This window comes from Parasphingorhabdus halotolerans (genome assembly GCF_012516475.1).
GTDB lineage: Bacteria > Pseudomonadota > Alphaproteobacteria > Sphingomonadales > Sphingomonadaceae > Parasphingorhabdus > Parasphingorhabdus halotolerans.
Genome location: NZ_CP051217.1, coordinates 1,669,741 through 1,687,972, shown reverse-complemented (window position 1 = coordinate 1,687,972; position 18,232 = coordinate 1,669,741). Strand labels below are relative to the sequence as shown.

Annotated in this window: 14 protein-coding genes and 1 pseudogene; 8 read left to right on the top strand and 7 right to left on the bottom strand. The window is 54.0% G+C overall.

Translation table 11 applies throughout. The features are described 5' to 3' along the window. Nucleotides 1–40: 40 nt before the first annotated feature. The 3 genes and pseudogenes from HF685_RS16630 to HF685_RS08180 all read right to left on the bottom strand — a co-directional run bounded on the left by HF685_RS16630 (nt 41) and on the right by HF685_RS08180 (nt 2,154). Nucleotides 41–577, bottom strand: a complete 537-nt coding sequence (locus tag HF685_RS16630) for a TolC family protein (protein WP_343040098.1) — start codon at nt 575–577, stop codon at nt 41–43. 752 nt (nt 578–1,329) lie between these two features. Beyond that, nucleotides 1,330–1,503, bottom strand: a pseudogene (locus HF685_RS16780) (TolC family outer membrane protein); the annotation flags it as partial. Between the two features lie 21 nt (nt 1,504–1,524). Further along, nucleotides 1,525–2,154, bottom strand: coding sequence for a protein-L-isoaspartate O-methyltransferase family protein (locus tag HF685_RS08180; RefSeq protein ID WP_168819182.1), 630 nt, complete (start codon nt 2,152–2,154; stop codon nt 1,525–1,527). A 352-nt stretch (nt 2,155–2,506) separates the two neighbouring features. Here HF685_RS08180 and HF685_RS08175 point away from each other — a divergent pair, with 352 nt between their 5' ends. The 6 genes from HF685_RS08175 (at nt 2,507) to HF685_RS08150 (ending at nt 12,690) form a co-directional block, all read left to right on the top strand. After that, nucleotides 2,507–3,685, top strand: a complete 1,179-nt coding sequence (locus tag HF685_RS08175) for an amidohydrolase family protein (RefSeq protein ID WP_168819180.1) — start codon at nt 2,507–2,509, stop codon at nt 3,683–3,685. A 39-nt stretch (nt 3,686–3,724) separates the two neighbouring features. Further along, nucleotides 3,725–5,080 (top strand): APC family permease, encoded by a 1,356-nt coding sequence (locus tag HF685_RS08170; RefSeq protein WP_168819178.1) that lies wholly within the window; start codon nt 3,725–3,727, stop codon nt 5,078–5,080. Nucleotides 5,081–5,169: 89 nt separating this feature from the next. Beyond that, on the top strand, nt 5,170–7,050 hold the full coding sequence (locus tag HF685_RS08165; RefSeq protein WP_168819176.1) for a M1 family metallopeptidase: 1,881 nt from the start codon (nt 5,170–5,172) through the stop codon (nt 7,048–7,050). Nucleotides 7,051–7,146: 96 nt separating this feature from the next. Next, nucleotides 7,147–10,359: an amidohydrolase family protein gene (locus HF685_RS08160; RefSeq protein WP_168819174.1), complete on the top strand. Its 3,213-nt coding sequence runs from the start codon at nt 7,147–7,149 to the stop codon at nt 10,357–10,359. A 10-nt stretch (nt 10,360–10,369) separates the two neighbouring features. Beyond that, nucleotides 10,370–11,479 carry an acyl-CoA dehydrogenase family protein gene (locus HF685_RS08155; RefSeq protein ID WP_168819172.1) on the top strand — a complete coding sequence of 370 codons (1,110 nt, stop codon included), beginning with the start codon at nt 10,370–10,372 and terminating at the stop codon, nt 11,477–11,479. Continuing rightward, nucleotides 11,476–12,690: an acyl-CoA dehydrogenase family protein gene (locus HF685_RS08150; RefSeq protein ID WP_211051066.1), complete on the top strand. Its 1,215-nt coding sequence runs from the start codon at nt 11,476–11,478 to the stop codon at nt 12,688–12,690. Before HF685_RS08155 ends, HF685_RS08150 begins: the two co-directional genes overlap by 4 nt. Nucleotides 12,691–12,705: 15 nt before the next feature. Here the strand turns inward: HF685_RS08150 and HF685_RS08145 are convergent, their stop codons facing one another. After that, nucleotides 12,706–14,139 (bottom strand): amidohydrolase, encoded by a 1,434-nt coding sequence (locus HF685_RS08145; RefSeq protein WP_168819170.1) that lies wholly within the window; start codon nt 14,137–14,139, stop codon nt 12,706–12,708. A gap of 226 nt (nt 14,140–14,365) precedes the next feature. Here HF685_RS08145 and HF685_RS08140 point away from each other — a divergent pair, with 226 nt between their 5' ends. After that, entirely contained in the window at nt 14,366–14,632 is a 267-nt protein-coding gene (locus HF685_RS08140; RefSeq protein ID WP_211051064.1) for a hypothetical protein, read from the top strand. A 62-nt stretch (nt 14,633–14,694) separates the two neighbouring features. Here the strand turns inward: HF685_RS08140 and mobA are convergent, their stop codons facing one another. From mobA to recF, 3 genes are all read right to left on the bottom strand, one after another. Then, a complete protein-coding gene (gene mobA / locus HF685_RS08135) occupies nt 14,695–15,273 on the bottom strand; it encodes a molybdenum cofactor guanylyltransferase (protein ID WP_168819166.1) in 579 nt (192 codons plus the stop codon). A gap of 45 nt (nt 15,274–15,318) precedes the next feature. Beyond that, complete coding sequence (locus HF685_RS08130) at nt 15,319–16,002, bottom strand: CHAP domain-containing protein (RefSeq protein ID WP_168819164.1); 684 nt, start codon at nt 16,000–16,002, stop codon at nt 15,319–15,321. An 88-nt stretch (nt 16,003–16,090) separates the two neighbouring features. Next, nucleotides 16,091–17,164: a DNA replication/repair protein RecF gene (gene recF, locus HF685_RS08125; RefSeq protein WP_168819162.1), complete on the bottom strand. Its 1,074-nt coding sequence runs from the start codon at nt 17,162–17,164 to the stop codon at nt 16,091–16,093. Between the two features lie 686 nt (nt 17,165–17,850). Between recF and HF685_RS08120 the strand changes: the two genes are divergently transcribed. After that, a complete protein-coding gene (locus HF685_RS08120) occupies nt 17,851–18,105 on the top strand; it encodes a PspC domain-containing protein (protein ID WP_168819160.1) in 255 nt (84 codons plus the stop codon). The last annotated feature ends 127 nt before the right edge of the window (nt 18,106–18,232 follow it).

The window sequence follows — 18,232 nt, the reverse complement described above, 5'->3', positions numbered from 1 at the left end:
CTGTTTCCGGTGCAGTCTGTTGCTCTGGCACGTCCCCCGGCTATTTCCGCTGCGGAACGGCCGGTAATGGCTCTATGTCCGCTGTTTGGGCGGGTGTGTCAACGGTGCGCGTGGCTTCCGGCTCTGGATTGGGGTCAGTTTGGAAGTCATATATGACATTTTTGACACGGTTATAGTTAACGAGTGGATCATAAAGCGGGCCACCTTCGAGCCCTAGATCTTCCGCTTCAGCGCGGCCCATAGCGGCAAGCAGGCTGAATCCGGCGACATAGCTGTTGCGCCTTGCTACCACAAGTTGCACCTGCGCGTTGAGCAATTCCTGCTCGGCGTTCAAAATGTCCAATATGGTCCGGTTGCCCACAGTATTTTCCGCGCGGACGCCTTCAAGCGACAAAGCACTCGCCGCCACTGCCCGTTCGGAGGATTGGATCACCCGTTCCGAAGCGCGCCAGCTGGAATAGGCGGCGCGGGTTTGGGCAATAACATTGCGCTCGGTGGCGATCTGTTGCTCATAGGTCTGTCCCGATTGTGCTTGCGCCTGACGGATCTGCGCCGAGGGACGTCCACCCTGATAAATCGGAATAGTAGCCCGAATACCGGCCTCTGTGGTAGATTGCTCCTGGACAAAATTGCCGCCCGGAATATTCCCCCCAAGGTCCCGTGGAAATTCAGATATCGGCCTTGAACATATGTTGATACCTGCGGTTTGGTAGCCGCCCGGGCGCGCTGAATATCAATCTCCGATGCTTCGCTCCGCTCCTTTGCGGCGAGCAAATCCGGGTTTTGCACCAGTGCAATGTCCACTGCTTCATCAGCAGTATTCGGCAAATTTGGCAGGGGTGGCGGCGGCTGAAGTTCTCCAGGTACTTGGCCAACCAATGCAATGTAATTTTCTTTGCTGCGGATAAGATTTGCCCGCGCTGTCTCCAATTCCCCCTTGGCAACCTCGAGACGCGATTCAGATTGGGCGACGTCGGTACGGGTGAGGTCGCCGATTTCAAACCGGTCGCTTGAGGCCTCAAGGTTAACCGTTAGCACGCCAACATTGGCGCGATTGAGTTTCACAATCGCCTCGTCGCGCATCACGTCCATATAGGTCGCAACAACATTGCTGAAGATGCTCGATTCGGTCCCGCGTAAATCATATTGACCCGCTTCAACACGGGTCTTGGCCGCACGCACCGCATTTTTGACCGCTCCGCCAGAATATATGGGCACCGTTACGGAGCCGCCAGCAGTGGATTGCCGGACAGGGGCGGTGAAGCTATTGGCGCTGCGCAGAAAATTTTCCTGATAGCCGAAGTCTGAAGTGGCGGTTGGCAAACCATCTGCCTTCGCAATCGGCACGGTTTCATCAATCGCACGCTGGCCTGCGCGTGCGCCTGTCAGCGTAGGGTTCGTCTCATAGGCTGCGGTCAGCGCATCGCGAAGCGTGTCCGCCGAGGCGGGGACAGAGAGCGTTGCAAGCACCGTGGCACCCAGTAAAAACTTGCGCTTACTCATTCTGAAACTCCTGAATGCACCTTAGAAACTAAAGCGTTTTTCTTGCTCAAAACCGGGCAGCATCACGCCGCCGCAATCTGAAAAATGTTGATATCCTATCGCGCCGGCAGCTTTCCGGCCAATAGCCAGCCTTGCGACGCCGCCCTCCATTATCGGAGCGACGAGGCGGCCATTGTTGGCAAGCTGATCGGCCAGCGCTTGCGAGATATACGCGGCAATACCGTCGATGATTATAACATCATAAGGCGCTCCTTTTGCAAAGCCATCGGCATGAGCGCTATTTTCCACCGTGACATTGGCAAGCTCTGCAAGATTGGTTTTGGCCTGTGCCGCGAGTTTGGCCGATTGCTCAACCGCAACAACCGATCCGGCAAGCTTTGCTACTACAGCGGCGGTATATCCGGTGGCAGCGCCGATCAGTAGCACCTTGTCTGATGCGTTAAATTCTGCGGCATTGATAAGCAATCCGCTCGTCAGAGGTGCATTGAGCATCCGTCCGTCACCAACCGAGACCCCCCGGTCTGCATAAGCGACGCAGCGACTGGCGGCCGGCACAAAATCTTCACGCGGAACAGCGTTCATTGCCGCGATAACGCGGGGATCGTTTACATCCGAGGTGCGCAACTGGCTTACCACCATCGCCTTCCGCATTTCTGTAAAGTTTTCCTGACCCAAAATAGAATCCCTTGAAATAGTTGAATCGTCAGTGTCATATCTGTATTGTGAGTACAACACAGTATCGACGAAAACAACTTGCTTCTAGCCAGACTTCATCGCGCCGCCAAGCCGCATTTCGGCGTTTTTGCAACGACTGCGTCTTTTGCGCGACAATGACGGACTTTTGCGGGCTTTTAGCGATGTGTCAAAGAGGCGTGCTTTGCCCTCAATAGCAAGAGACATCCTGCGATATTTGTTGATGCCTGCTATTGTCTATATCTTGAGATTATACTGGAAGTGAGTTACGCTTTCATATCAAGCCGTAAAGGCTGTTCAGGAGAATCGGATGACTTATGTGCCTGCAAGCCGTGCAATCTATGATGCCGATAGCCATATCATGGAACTTCCCGATTTTTTGAAAGCCTATGCTGATCCGGCTCTGCGAGAAGAAATCCCTGAGGTCAGTTACAGTGCGTCTCTGGTCACTGATGATGAAGTGGCGGTCATCATGGAGCAGGGTGGGCAGCACAGCGACGAGCATAAACAATCCATGATAGCGTTGGGCGATGACCTGATCCAGACTTCCAAGGAAATTCAGGCGCTCGGAGCATTTAATGCGGCGGACCGGTCAAAGGCTGTAGATCTTCTGGGCTTTCGCAAACAACTGGTTTTTGCAACACATAGCGTTGCTTTGCCATTTCATCCCAGTTCCAAAACAGAGGCGCGGCTGCGCTATGGTGCGACCCGGGCGCATAATCGCCATATGGCCGATTTTTGCAGCGATGATGCGCGGCTGGTCGGCGTAGCGATTGTCCCGTTAGATGTGCCCAAGATGGCAATTGAAGAACTGGATTTTGTCATTGAATCGGGACTGGAAGCGGTCTGGGTGCCTCACCGTGCGCCAATTGGGTTTTCTTGCGGGCACGTTGACCTGGAACCATTCTGGGCAAAGCTGGCCGAGGCCGGAATACCATTTCTTTTCCATGTCGGCGGTTCGCCGCTGCAAGCGATGAAATCATGGAGCAATAATGGCAAGGCAGCGGTCAAGGACTGGATGGGCGGCGGCGAAAATGTGCGGACCAAAGATGCGTTCGTTCTGCATCAAGCCGTTGAGACGTTTATCAGCATGATGGTGGCCGAAGGAATATTTGAACGCCACCCTAAATTGCGCGGGGCCGCTGTAGAACTTGGAGCCGGTTGGGTGCCAGAACTGTTACGCCGCATGGATGATTTGACGCGCATCTATAGCCGGGCGGACACCAGCGTGCGTTTTGATCGCACACCGTCCGAGCAGATCACACAGCAAATGGCCTTCACACCTTTCCCGCACGAAGATGTTGCCAATATGATCGCACAGTCCAGTCCGGAGCTCTATATGTTCAGCAGCGATTATCCGCATGTCGAAGGTGGCCGCGATCCACTGGGTAAGTTTGACGGGCATCTGGCGCAGGCCGATGATGCAACAAAAGAGGCGTTTTTTACCGAGAATTTTCTCCGCATCTGGCCTGAGGCGCGCTGCCATTAAAAGCTTTGGCTTTGCTGACTGCTTCACCGGCGATCAGCAATGAAAGATAAGCTCCCGCGCATATTGGGTTTTTGGGATATGTTCTTCATCGCCGTCGGCCAAGTGATCGGCGCGGGCGCTGTTGCGCTGACGGGCGTCGCGATTGGCATGACGCGGCCTGGCGTTTTCTGGGCCTATATCTGTGCATCATTGCTCGCTTTGATGACCAATACTCTTGCGATGGTCGCAGGTTCCGCTCTGCCGGTTGTCGGGGCCTATTATGTCTGGCCGTCCCGCTTGTGCGGCGGCTGGATCGGCTCCGTTGCACTCTTTCTCGTGCTGATGGTTGCAGTGGTCAGTATCAGTTTATTTGGCAGCGCATTTGGGTTGTATTTGCGACCTATCTTTCCTGTGTTCTCTCAAAATGGCTGGGGGATCATCATGATCATCTTGATCTTTTTGACCAATTATTTTGGCTTGCGAATGGCGAGTATCGTGCAAACGCTCTTGGTCCTTGTCATGCTATCGGCCTTCGCTGTCTATATTGGGTTTGCCGTTCCGGAAATGCAGGCACAAGATTTGGCGCCGATATTGCCCAATGGAATATCCGGCTTTTTGACCGCCGTTTTTGTCCTCAAGTTTGCGACAACGGGGGCCTCAACCATTGTTTCATTGGGTGGAGACATGAAAAACCCCGGCAGAGATATTCCGCTTGTGATGATCTGTGCGACTCTGACCGTCGGGCTGATCTATGCTTTTTTCGCATTCGCGAGCATCGCGGTTTTGCCATGGATAGAAATGGTAGATCAGCCCCTCACTGTCGCTGGAAAAGCCTTTCTCCCATCCTGGGCCCTGAGTTTTTTCCTGATCGGCGGTGCAGGCGTTGCTCTGGCGACCACTTTGAACGCGTCCATAATGCAAGTGCCGCGAAATTTCATGGTTGCGGCCTGGGATCAACTTATTCCCGAAAAACTTGGCACGTTGAGCAAAAATGGTGTCCCCTATCAAATGCTCAATCTTGTGCTGATCCTGGGTCTCATTCCGCTGATTGCAGGGCTTGATATCGGAGCGATTGCGCGGGCGGTTGGCATTATTACAACGCTACCTACGATTATCATTTTATGGTCCATCACCCGTATCCCGTTAAGATTTCCCGATGTTTATGCACGAGCCATTTTCAAGCTAAGCCCGTTCTGGATTTGGGCCTTCTTTTTATCTTCAACATTGAGCGTATTGATCGGACTGGTTATACTTGCCCAAGGTCTGACGGTACTGGTCCTCGTGACCATCATATTTTGGGTGTGCGTTTCTGTTGCCTACTATCCGATCCGGCGGGTATATTTGCGCGGCAAGGGTGTCGACCTCGATCACAAAATAACAGACTTGAGCATTTTTGGTGAAAAGGCGCTCTCATAGCCAAGGACAGGATTCGGAGACGCATTGCTTTGCCTTCTTCCTGAATGGCCGCTAGCTTGAAAATCATTGAAAATGTCAGGAGTATCGCAATGAAATCTATCGCTTATGCCGCATCGGTGCTTTTCCTGATCCATGCCGGAACCGGCGCGATGGCAGCAGAGCGGGCGATACCAGCACCGGTGCTAACGACGCCTGAGGCGCTGGACGAATGGACATATGCAAAGCCACAGGAAGCGCGCGTGACCCATGTCGCACTTGATCTGGTAGCGGACTTTGAGAACAAGCGAGTTTACGGCACCGCAACTTTGGATATTGACGCGCTGCCGGATGCGAATTCTGTTGTGCTCGATGATGCCGGCATGATCATTCAGAGCGTCACCGCCGCCGACGGGCGTGTTCTTGAATGGGCAATCGGCGTGCGCGACAAGCTCTTGGGTGCGCCGCTCGAAATCAAGCTTGATGGTGCCAGGCAATTAACCATCCGTTATGTTTCCGCGCCCGATGCAGCGGCCCTGCAATGGCTTCCGAAAGAGGCAACAGCGGGCGGACGTCAGCCGTTTTTGTTCAGCCAGGGGCAGTCGATTGTCAACCGGACATGGATTCCGACACAAGATAGCCCGGGCATCCGGCAAACATGGTCCGCGCGGATCACCGTGCCGGACGGCGTCATTCCTGTGATGAGCGGGCTGAGTCTGTCAGAAAAAGGTGTCGCAACCGGAGACGGGCGCAAAAGCTACCGCTTTGAAATGAATAATCCGGTGCCGCCGTATCTTGTCGCGCTGGCCATCGGTGATCTTGAATTTCGCAAACTTGGCCCGCGTTCCGGTGTTTATGCCGAACCAGAGATTGTCGAGCAGGCCGCTGCAGAATTTGGTGACGTCGAAAAGATGATCGATGCCGCCGAAGCGCTTTATGGGCCTTATCGCTGGGGACGCTATGATATGCTCGTATTGCCACCGAGTTTTCCGTATGGCGGGATGGAAAATCCCAATATGACGTTCCTGACACCGACTTTGATAACCGGTGATCGCTCCAACACGGATGTCGTTGCCCATGAACTGGCACATAGCTGGTCTGGCAATCTTGTCACCAACGCGACGTGGAAAGACGGTTGGCTGAATGAGGGTTTTACGACCTATTTCGAGAACCGGATCATGGAAGCGGTCTACGGGGAAGAGCGCGCGGCCATGTATGCCGATCTTGATTACGAAGAGATGCAGGCGATCATACAAAAGACCGGGCCAACGTCCAGCGCAACGCAATTGCACGCCGATCCCAGCGATGGTCCGGCGCGCATTCAATATTTCAAGGGCGCGACTTTTCTGCGCACCATAGAGCAGACCGTCGGGCGAGCCAAATGGGATGCTTATCTAAAATCCTATTTTGACCGGCATGCTTTTCAACCGCAAACTACGGCCGGGTTTCTCGCCGACCTGCGGAAAAATCTGGTCAAGGGCGATGATGCACTGGAGCAAAAGTTGCAGATCGACCGGTGGGCCTATCAGCCGGGTCTGCCAGACAACGCGATCGCTCCGCAATCGGCAACGCTGGCGGCGGTTGATGAAACACTTGCGCTTTTCAATGCTGGCGGGGCGGTACAAGATGTCAATGTGACCGGATGGAGCACCCAGCAATGGCTGCGGTTCTTGCGCGGTCTGCCGAGAGAACAAAGCGCTATGCGCCTTGCAGAGCTGGATGATGGACTGAACCTCTCGCGCTCCGCCAATGCTTACGTGCAATCCGCATGGTTCGAAATCGCGATTGCCAATCGCTATGATCCAGCGGTTCCGGCGATAAAGGATTACCTTAAGGATATCGGTAGAATCCTGCTGCTACGACCTGTCTACGCAGCGTTGTTGCAGCAAGGAGATTGGGGTCGTCCGGTTGCCGAGGGCTCCTATGCCACCGCCAAACCGGGCTATCATCCGCTGACACAAAAGGTGGTCGAAGGGATGCTCAAACCGGAATAGCCCGAAGCGAAATCCGTTTTCACGCTTGAAATTGGCTATTCTTATATTTGGCCATTTCCGATAGAGCTGTGCAAAAGCTTTATCTTAGGGGACTTCATGAAATATCATCTGGTAGCCACGCTCGCCGCTCTTTCCTTGTCCGGGGCAGCATTTGCGCAGGACTCGACAAGCGAGAAACCCAAAGAAGAAAAATGGGATGTGAACGCACCAAAGGGCGCGACAATCAAACAAGTGCCGATCAATGTTGATGAAGGCAGCTGGATGGATGTTGATTTGAGCCCCGATGGCGGCACGATTGCATTCAATTTGCTCGGTGATATTTACACCATGCCTGCGTCCGGAGGTGCCGCGACCCGCATTGCCGAGGGTTTGGCCTGGGAAGTTCAACCCCGTTTTTCGCCTGACGGCACGCGGATTGCCTTTACCTCGGATCGTGGCGGCGGCGACAATATCTGGATCATGAACCGCGACGGCAGCGATAAAAAGCAGGTGACCAAGGAAGATTTTCGTCTGCTCAATCAGCCGAGCTGGAGTCCGGATGGCCGCTATATTGTTGCCAAGAAACATTTTACCACCGGGCGTTCCTTGGGAACCGGTGAAGTCTGGGTTTATCATGTGTCAGGCGGTGGCGGGGTGGCGCTGGTCAAAAAACCCAACGAGAAGCACCAGAAAGAACTCGGCGAGCCGATCTATGCGCCCGATGGCAAATCAGTTTACTTCACTCGGAACATAACGCCCGGCGGACAATTTATTTATGCGCAGGACAGCAATACGGACCTTTTCAATATCGAAGAATATAATCTGGAAACCGGCGAGACGACGACGGCTGTTTCCGGCTACGGCGGATCGGTGCGACCCGCGCCTTCTCCCGATGGCAAGAAAATCGCCTTTGTTCGGCGCGAGCGGGCGAAGTCGAAGCTTTATGTAAAAGACCTCGTGACCGGTAAAGAGCAGAAAATATACGACGATCTCGATCAGGATGTGCAGGAAACCTGGGCTGTCACCGGCGTATACCCTAATATGGATTGGACGCCGGATAGTCGCAGCATTGTCGTCTGGGCGCGCGGGAAAATCCGCAAAGTGGCAGCTGATGGAAGCAGTTCCTCAATCATCCCGTTCCAGATCAACGACACGCGCGGCGTCGCCAATGCGCCGCACCCGCAAATCGAAGTCGCGCCCGATAGCTTCACCGCAAAAATGCCGCGCTTTGCCAAAGTGTCTCCTGACGGTCGCAATGTGGTGTTCGAGAGTCTCGGCAAGCTTTATACAAAATCCATGTCTGGCGGCGGCGAGAAACGCCTGACCAATAGCGGCGATGATCGCGAGTTGTTTCCGTCATGGTCGCGCGATGGTCGGAGTATTGTGTTTGTTAGCTGGACCGATGCTGGATTGGGGCAGATCAAAACGGTTGGCGCTTCTGGTGGTTCGCCGCGAACGGTTACCAACCGGCCCGGCCATTATTCCCGTCCGCAATTTTCGCCCGATGGCAATATGATTGTGTTTGAAATGGGTGGCGGTGGTTATCTCACCTCGCCGGATTATTCGTTAGACTCAGGTGTTTACCGTGTTGCCGCATCAGGCGGTGCGCCGGTGCGTGTTGCCAAAGGCCCGGCAGCTCCCCAATATGGCGCGACCAGCGACCGGATATTCATGATCGACAATGAGGAAGACAAGCGCATTCTTGTCAGCACGGATCTGAATGGTGAGGCCAGGCGCACCCATGCAACTGGCGAACTGACCAATGATTATATCGTTTCTCCCGATGGGCAATATCTCGCGTTTCGGCAAAATTACCAGGCATTTGTCGTCCCGCTGCTGCCCGGCACACAGGCTGTGGCCGTTGCGCCAGATAGCAAATCGCTGCCGGTAACCAAGGTTAGCAAAGATGGCGCGGAGTATATTCATTGGTCGCAGGATGGCAAGCAGGTCCATTGGAGCCTCGGACCAACGGTGTTCAGTGCGCGGACCGATGCTTTATTTCCAAACGCCCCAGCGGCGAAAGATGCGCCGAAGTTTCAACCACCGACATTAGGTGTTTCTCTGACCCGCACCGTTCGGGCAGCTAAACCAAGCGGAACCGTAGCGCTGGTCGGGGCGCGGGTTGTGACGATGGCAGGCGATGATGGTGGAACTATTGATGACGGTGTTATCGTGTTGCGCGGCGACCGGATAACGACGGTCGGGAAGCGCGGAGAGATCGCGATTCCAGCTGGTGCGAATGTTATCGACGTCGCCGGAAAGACAATAATCCCCGGTTTGATTGATGCCCATGCCCACGGCGCGCAGGGGGCAGATGAAATTGTCCCGCAACAAAACTGGTCGCTGATCCAGAATCTGGCATTGGGAACGACGACAATCCACGATCCATCGAGCCGCGCCAGTGAGATTTTTGTCGCTGCTGAAATGCAGCGGGCCGGGGAGCTAGTGGGACCGCGTATATTCTCGACTGGCGAGATTGTGTATGGAGCAAAAGCGGCCGATGTTTACGCCCAGATCGAAAATTTGGATGATGCACTGGCCCATGTGCGCCGCTTGAAAGCGCAAGGCGGTAGCAGTGTGAAAAACTACAACCAGCCGCGTCGCGAACAGCGCCAGCAAGTTGTCGAGGCTGCGCGCCAGGAAAATATGTTGGTGGTTGCCGAAGGCGGATCTTTGTTCGGCATGGATATGGCGCTGGTTGCCGATGGCAATTCTACGCTTGAGCATAATGTGCCGCTGGAGATTTTCTACAACGATGTTGTGCAATTTTTCTCGCAGTCGCAGACCAATTACACGCCGACGATTGTCGTCAGCTACGGTGGCCTCGCAGGTGACCCCTATTGGCGACAGGCGACTGATGTGTTCGCGCATCCGCTGCTGGTTCACACACCGCCAAAACGGCTGGCGGCGGATACGGTGCGCCGTACCAAAGCGCCTGACGAGGATTTCGTTGACGATGATAACGCTCGGGAAGCGAAAAAGCTTGCCGACGCGGGTGTGATGGTGTCAATCGGGGCTCACGGTCAACAGGCGGGCATCGGTTCGCATTGGGAGCTTTGGTCGTTTGTGCGCGGCGGTATGTCGCCATTGGGGGCTCTAAAGGCGGGCACGATAAACTCGGCAAAATCGCTTGGTATGGACAAGGATATTGGTTCGCTTGAAGTTGGAAAGCTGGCCGATTTACTTGTGTTGGATGCAGACCCGACTGCCGATATCCGCAACAGTGACAAGATCCACCGAGTCATGCTGGGTGGCCGAATGTACGATCCACTAACAATGAACGAGGTGGTTACGGGTACCAAAAAGCGCGTACCGTATTGGTGGGAATGAACAGCAAGCCATGAGTGATATTTCAATCGAAGAACAAACCGCAATGCGTGACAGCTTCGCGCGGCTGCTGGCCGAGCGTGGCGACGAAACTGCCGTGCGCCAAGCGATGGTCACACCGCTCGGTTATGATCCGCAGCTTTGGCAAGACATGGCAGAAATGGGACTATTAGGTCTGATTATCGATCCCGAGTTTGGCGGCATCGGCGGTGATGCGGTGTTGCTGGAAACTCTTATGGAGGTTGCTGGCGCTCACTTGCTGTGCAGTCCGTTTATTTCGACATCGGTGATTGCAGCGCGCGTGATTGCTGCTTGTTCGGATGAGGAGCAAAAAGCAGAAATGCTGACCGCCATTGGTGACGGTCGCGAGATCATCGCGATCGCTGCAACCGGTGAACAGGGGGCTTGGACTCCGGGCGGTATTTCCGTGACTGCAACCAGCGACGAAAATGGTTGCAAGCTTGATGGTGTTTCATCGTTTGTGATGCACGCGGAAGGCGCAAGTCGTGTTCTGGTTTTTGCAAATAACAATGGCGTGACCGGAGCATATATTCTGGACCCGGCTGCTTCCGGCATTGCTATTGAGAAGCTCAAAACCAATGATCCGACATTGCGTTTGTCCAAGATCACTTTTTCAAATGCCAGCGCAGAGCATCTTCCGGGTGTTGATGAAACGGCTATTGGCACGGCGATGGACCTCGCTCGTGTGGCTTTGGCTGGAGAACATGCGGGCGGCGTCAAGCGCATATTCGATATTACTGTCGAATATCTGCGAACGCGCCACCAGTTCGGAAGGCAGATCGGTAGCTATCAATCGCTCAAGCACATCGCGGCGGATATGCTGATTGAAGTGGAGACTGCGGCTTCTGCGGCTGCCGCAGCAGCGCAGGCTATTGCGGCAGACACGGAAGACGCGCAAACGCTGATTAACCTCGCGGCCTTTGCTTGCGCCGATGCCTATCGCGATGTCACGGCCCAGGCAATTCAGCTGCATGGCGGCATAGCCTATACATGGGAGCATCCTGCGCATCTCTATTGGCGGCGTGCGCGCACCGGATTGTGGTTATTTGGTTCATCAGACTATCACCGCGAACAATATCTCACCCAGTTGGAGGCAGCATGATGGCGACCCGGTCGATGGAAATGTCCGATCAGGACCTGGCGGCAGAAGTTAAGACATGGCTCGCTGCTAATTGGGACAGTGAAAAGCGCTGCGAACGCGGAGTGGATCGGCTGAATATCAAAAGCTGGCTCGGCAAGCTTGTCGATAGCGGCTATTCCGTTCCGACATGGTCGCCGGACTGGTTTGGTCGCGGTTTCAACAGCAAGCAAGCCCGGATCATTGACAATATTTTGAAGGCGCACCAAGTCCCGGGGCGTTCGCAGGATCGCTATAACCTTGGCGCGGTGACAGTGTACCGGATGGGCAGCTATGCGCTGAAAACAGAGCTGCTGCGCGACATGCTGACCGGCGATGTGAGTTGTCTGCTTTACTCGGAACCCAATGCCGGTTCTGATCTCGCGGGCGTGCGGACAAAGGCGGAGTGGGTGGCTGGTCCCGATGGCGGCGAATATGTCGTCACCGGTCAAAAAGTCTGGACAACCAACGCCAAGGAGGCGGCTTATGGTATGTTGCTCGCCCGAACCGATTGGGATGTGCCCAAGCATGGCGGCATCAGCTTTTTCATTTTCCCGATGAAGCAGGACGGCGTTGAAATTCGTCCGATCAACCAGATTACCGGCGAGTCCGAGTTTAACGAGATATTTATCACCGAAGCACGCGTCCCCGCGCGCTATATTGTCGGAGAACTGAACGGCGGCTGGAAGGTTTTGCAGACCGCGCTAGCCTATGAGCGTCTGATCATGGGCGAGGGCGCGACCGAACGGCAGGGCAAAGAAAAAAGCGCTGTGCCGCCTTTGGTCGAACTGGCAAAGCGGCATGGTAAGCTCGACGACCCGGTACTGCGTCAGAAAATCGCCCAAGCGGTCGCCTATCGGCATTTGAATGCACTCAATATGAAGCGGGCGAAACAGGAAATTCTGGCTAACGGTTCATCATCATTGATGTCGCTGGGCAAGCTTGCCATGTCGCGCATCCAGCATGGCGAAGCGAAAGTTGCAGGAGAAATACTTGGTGCCAACAGCTTGCTTGATGGCGATGATTTCCCTGATTCCGCAGATATGAATTTTGACAGCGCCAAAGCCTATATGAATAGCATCGGCGGTGGTAGCGATCAGATTCAGCGTAATATTATCTCCGAACGGATATTGGGCCTGCCTCGCGAAATTGAAGTCGACCGCAATATGCCGTTCCGCGATGTGAAGTCCGGCTAGCGCAGGGAATTTAAACTATTTCCGGTAATCCAGAGGTGGTTTGCGGTCACCGAGCAGCGATTTATATTTATAATTCGGTCCGCGTGCTGCATCGAATTCCGCTTTGGCCTCGGCGCGTAATTCTGGGTTGGTGTAAAGCTCAATAGCGGCCAGCGTCAGTGTCTTGGCCGCGACCTGCACACCTTTGAAGCCGATGGACATACCGCTAGCGGCAGAAGATTGCCAGCTATGCGCAGACGTTCCTGGCACCCATGTCGCAGTGCGCAGGCCAACGGTGGGCGTCGCATAGGAAACATCGCCGACATCAGTGGAGCCATATCCTAGTGATTTGCTGTAGGGCTGGATCATTGCCTGGCTGCCAAGCTTGTTGGAAGGTTTGTCAAAGCTAGCGTAAATGGTTTCAGCGAATTTTTGCTCGTCGGGAGTGTAGGTAATGCCGCCAATTTGCCGCAGCTTGGCATCCATCATTTTTGCCAGCGGTTCATTCACCAGCAGAGGGTTATTCCCGTGAATTACTTCCCAATCGACCTTGGTCCCTGTTCCCATAGCAGCGCCTCGTGCCGCGTCCTCAACCCGTGCCCAGATCGCATCGACGCCATCAGGATCGGGGTGGCGAACATAGTAAAAGACTTCGGCAAAATCCGGGACAACATTGGGCGCGATGCCGCCGTTGGTGATGACATAGTGTATGCGGGCATCCTGCGGGACATGCTCGCGCATCATATTGATCATCGCGTTAAACGATTCCACGCCGTCCAAGGCTGATCGCGCTTTTTCCGGCGCCCCAGCAGCATGGGCCGAGACGCCGCGAAAACGGAATTTGGCCGAGCGGTTCGCAAGCGTTGTGCGGGCTGCCGCCGAGTTCTCATCGTCGGCGTGCCAGTGGAGCGCGAAATCTACGTCCTTAAAGAGCCCTTCGCGAACCATATAGACTTTGCCGCTGCCGCCTTCTTCCGCCGGTGTGCCATAAAGCCGAACGCGGCCAGGTGTGCCGGTTTTTTCCAGCCATTTTTTCACCGCAATGGCTGCTTCAACCGATCCTGCGCCAAAAAGATTATGGCCGCAGGCGTGAGCGGCTTGTTTTCCATCTATGGGTGAGCGCGTAGCTTTGGCATCTTGGTTTATGCCGGGCAGGGCATCATATTCGGCCAATATGGCTATTACCGGCCCGCCATTACCCGCTTCGGCAACAAAGGCGGTGGGGATGCCCGCCACACCTGACTCGATCTTGAAACCCTGTGTGCGAAGGGATTGCTTCAGCAGACCGCTGGCTTTTTCTTCCTGATAACCGACTTCGGCCCATTCCCAGATTTTGCGGGCGTTATCCGCTGCTTCTTTGGATCGCGCATCTATTCCCGAGAGTATATCCTCATTTTCCGCTCTAGCTGCTGAGGGCAAGGCGAGTGCAGGCAAAGCCAAAGCTGCGATAATCAAAGAGATGCGGTTCATAAATATTCCCGGTCGTTGTTCAAATCATTGTGAAGATGGCACACAACCGATGTGCTGCGCAAGATCATTGGCGCGATGATTATTTGAGGCGTCCTGGCATTCGCTTTGATCTCCAGAAATCGCGTCAATTGCAAAAATGCAACTCGCAGGTGCAACATTTCATATTGCAACTTATTGCCTCGGCGGCATTATGCAGGTTCTTCTCCCAACCAAACAGGAATTGAACATGAACAGATCTTCTTCGATAATTATGGCCGCAACCGCATTTTTACTGGCAGCTTCTCCAGCAGTTGCAGCCGATGCCGAGCGCAATGATCGCCTTTTTGATGCTTCAGGCTCCAGTGTTGCCAAGGTTAACCAGGTGGCGGACGACGGCGATGTTCTGGTTATCTACAAGGGCGAGGTGCGCCGCATACAGTCCGAAACGCTTTCCAATATTGAAGGCAAGTTGACGACGAGTCTGACCAAGTCAGAAATACGCAAATTGAAATAACTATATCCATCGCGGCTTACCGCAATGTGAAAGGCCGGCGCATCCCTCATGTGCCGGCCTTTTTATGCCAGTTTTTCTGCGACAAACAGATCCTCGGGCGTATTGATGTTCATGAAAGATTGCTCATCGGGCCATTCGACAATGGTAGCGTCGCATTGGCGCGCGAGCCATTGGAGTGAGGGTGCGGCGTCCTCAATGTTATGGGATCTGCGAACAGTGTCGACCATATTGCAATCCCAACGCGCAAAGGTCGGATGGAGCCGGTCTGGCCCCGATGCGACCGCGCAGCCCTGACGCGCGTTCATCCGCTTGATGAGATCAATCGGGGCAAATGGCGCGTCAACGGGTGCTGTCATAAAGCCGGCTACGTCCGGACAACGACCAGCGAACGCGGTGGCCAATGTGAAAATGGCACCTACTGGTCCGCCGGGAGCGTTTGGATCATCGGTGATGAAATCTAAACCCGTGCCAAAATCATGAGGCGATGAAAGGATTATCCGGTCAACGCTTGTGTTGTAGCGAGCGATCAACCTGTCGATCATCCGTTCGCCACCGAGCGCTATAGTCGCTTTGTCTTGACCCATGCGCCGTGATTGCCCGCCAGCCAAAATGACCAGACAGCGTGTCGGATTATCATTCATTTGTGAAATTTCTGAAACGCTAAGCCCATGCGATGAACATTGTCGCTAGTTGCCGATGCTGTCCAGCAATTCTCCAATTAGGTCCGCCGGTTCGGCGGTTGTCATTTGTTCGCGCTGCGCCGTGCGTTCCAGTTCCACCTTCATATTTCGCGCAAACAGATCGCGATTTGGCGCGCGTGGCTGCTTGACAGGCTTGGCGGAAGCCCATTGGCGGGCTTCTGCATTACGGTCCGATTGCCGAGCGGGATAGATAAAGCCATTTACCGGATAAGCAGTCTTGCCCAATCCGCCAAGCGGTGCATACCAGATTTTGACACGGCTCCAGTCATTGTCCCGCGATACATCAACGGCTGCGACATTGCGCTCAATCTGTCCGCGGCGGCCATTTATTGGCGACCAGTTTGCGTGACTGAGTAGAATATTCCGATTATCAATGATCTGGCTAACCACGGCTACGTGGCCAAGTTGCATCTTGCCGTGGCTCTTGAGCGACAATATTGCGCCGTGCTGGGGTTGGTTGCCGCGCTCATATTTGTGTTTCGCCTGTTTCCACCAGGTATGTGCGTCACCATAAATTTCAATTCCGCTTAGCTCCCGGGCAAATGGCACACATTGCAAATAGCTTTCCGCGCGGGCTGCAGGCGGGAATAGCAATGCCTGCATCACCAGCAGAATGGGCACCAACGCACCCAAAATCTTGTGCGGGCTATTTTTTGCGAGAATCATCATCTTGGTGGTGATTAGACACTGGCTACAAACGCTGTGCTAAAGATAATAGTAAACAGGCGGTAAACCATGGCGTGTAAACACTTGAGATCTAGCGTAAATCGAGGGTGCCCTGGTTCACGCGGAAATGCAGGGCATCTTCGGGTATATCTTTAAAAAGCTCGGGCTCGGTGCCGGTCAGCCATACTTGTCCACCCTTTGCTGCCAGTTTGGCAAAGAGCGCTGCGCGCCGCTGTGGATCAAGATGCGCAGCCACCTCATCAAGCAATAATATCGGCCGGTTGCCGCGCTGGTCGGCGATAAGATCGGCATGGGCGAGAATGATCGAGAATAGCAGAGCCTTTTGCTCGCCCGTGGAGCATTTTTCAGCCGGTTGGTCCTTGGCCCGGTGATAAACCCGCATGTCTGCCCGATGCGGTCCGCGTAGGGTTCGCCCTGCTGCACGATCTGCCGAACGGCTTGATGCTATGGCTTGACGCAAACTACCTTCGTCTCGTAATTCCTGATCATCGAGGGCGATGCGAGCCGAAGCAAACAAACCATCATCGCTGGCCGCGAGCAAGTTATTGAGCGCATCGACGGCACGAAAGCGCGCCTTTGCTATCGCCGCACCATGTTGTATGAGTTGGCCATCCAGCCCGTCGAGCCAGCCGGGATCAGGCGTGCTATCATCTGCCAGCAACCGGTTGCGTTCGCGTCTTGCTGCGTCATAGCGCCCCGAGTTGTGTGCGTGATCGGGTTCTAACGCGGTAACCAATCGATCCAGAAAATTACGGCGTCCAGTCGCGCCTTCCATGAACAGCCGATCCATTGCCGGAGTCAGCCACAAGATGGAAAGCCATTGCGCAAGATCGTTGGTTGGCACTGCGGCGCCGTTGACGCGCGATTTGCGTCGCTCCGGTTGGTCAACGCTTGTCCCTGTGCCCAGGCTTACATCGCCCATCTCGGCAGCCACCGCAAAATCACCTGCGCCTGTTTCGCTTGCGATATCGGTCAGGCCGGCGCGCCTGAGGCCGCGACCGGGAGACAATAAAGATACAGCCTCCAATATATTGGTTTTGCCGGCGCCATTTTCCCCACTCAACACTATGAAGCCGGATGTGGCCTCAAGGCGCAGCTGCGCATAGTTGCGGAAATTTTTCAGCGTGAGGCGGGTGATGGTCATATCAGGGCGCCATGTCTAGCGATGGACATGGCTGAATAGAAGTAAATTCAATGCAGCTACTGCCCTTTGTTCATTCTCCATTCATTAAATGCTAAATGTTAGCAATAAGTGCCAAATTTCGGTTTTGACTAACATAGGTTAAGTTTCGATATACACCCAAGTATCTGATAATGAATGATATATAGAAACTGGCACGCGCTATGCACTGTATCAGACATCTTCGGAGAATGCTTCGAAGCCCAGATTTAACCAAAGGAATTAAAAATGTTCTCGAATGTCTCAAACAATATCGCAGCCGCTTTTGCAGCCATTATCTCCGCAGCCGTATTTGTCGGCGCAAGCGTAGGACCGGCCGCAAGCAATGCAGCATCATTGGTCATCTAATCTCACAATTCAAAATCCCCCGAAAGGAAATCCCCATGACTTACAATTTGAAAAGCAACATAACCGCAGCTTTTGCAGCTCTTCTTTCCGCTGCCGTTTTTGTCAGTGCAAGTGTAGCGCCTGCCGCGAACACCGCAGCATCCCTGATCGTATAATTTGACCAACACCCGAAAGGAAACAGATGTGACGTATAATCTTCAAAATTCATTCGCAGCCGCTTTCGCAGCGCTTGTTTCAGCAGCTCTATTCGTAGGTGCCAGTGTTGGCCCAGCCGCTACCACCGCCGCTTCACTGGTGATCTGATGGCAGACGAAAAGAAAAGCTGGCCCACTCCGCTCCCTTCAACAGAAAGAAAAAAAGATACCATGACCAACACGACTAAAAACAAACTGCACCTCGACAAGGCCAATGGCAAGCTTATGGGCGTATGCTCGGGTCTCGCAAATTGGACCGGTATGGATGCAAATCTGTTGCGTATCATTTTCGTACTTGCCACCATCTTCGGCTTTGGCTCTGCGATCCTGATCTATCTAGCGATTGGTTTGATTGTCGATTAATCTCGGCAATCAAACACGCCAAATGATATAACATATTATAAATATTGAATTATATTGTAGACCCGCTCTGATAAATTGGTGTAATCGCTAACAAACACCGTCGCCTTATTGGGCAGACAATAATTTA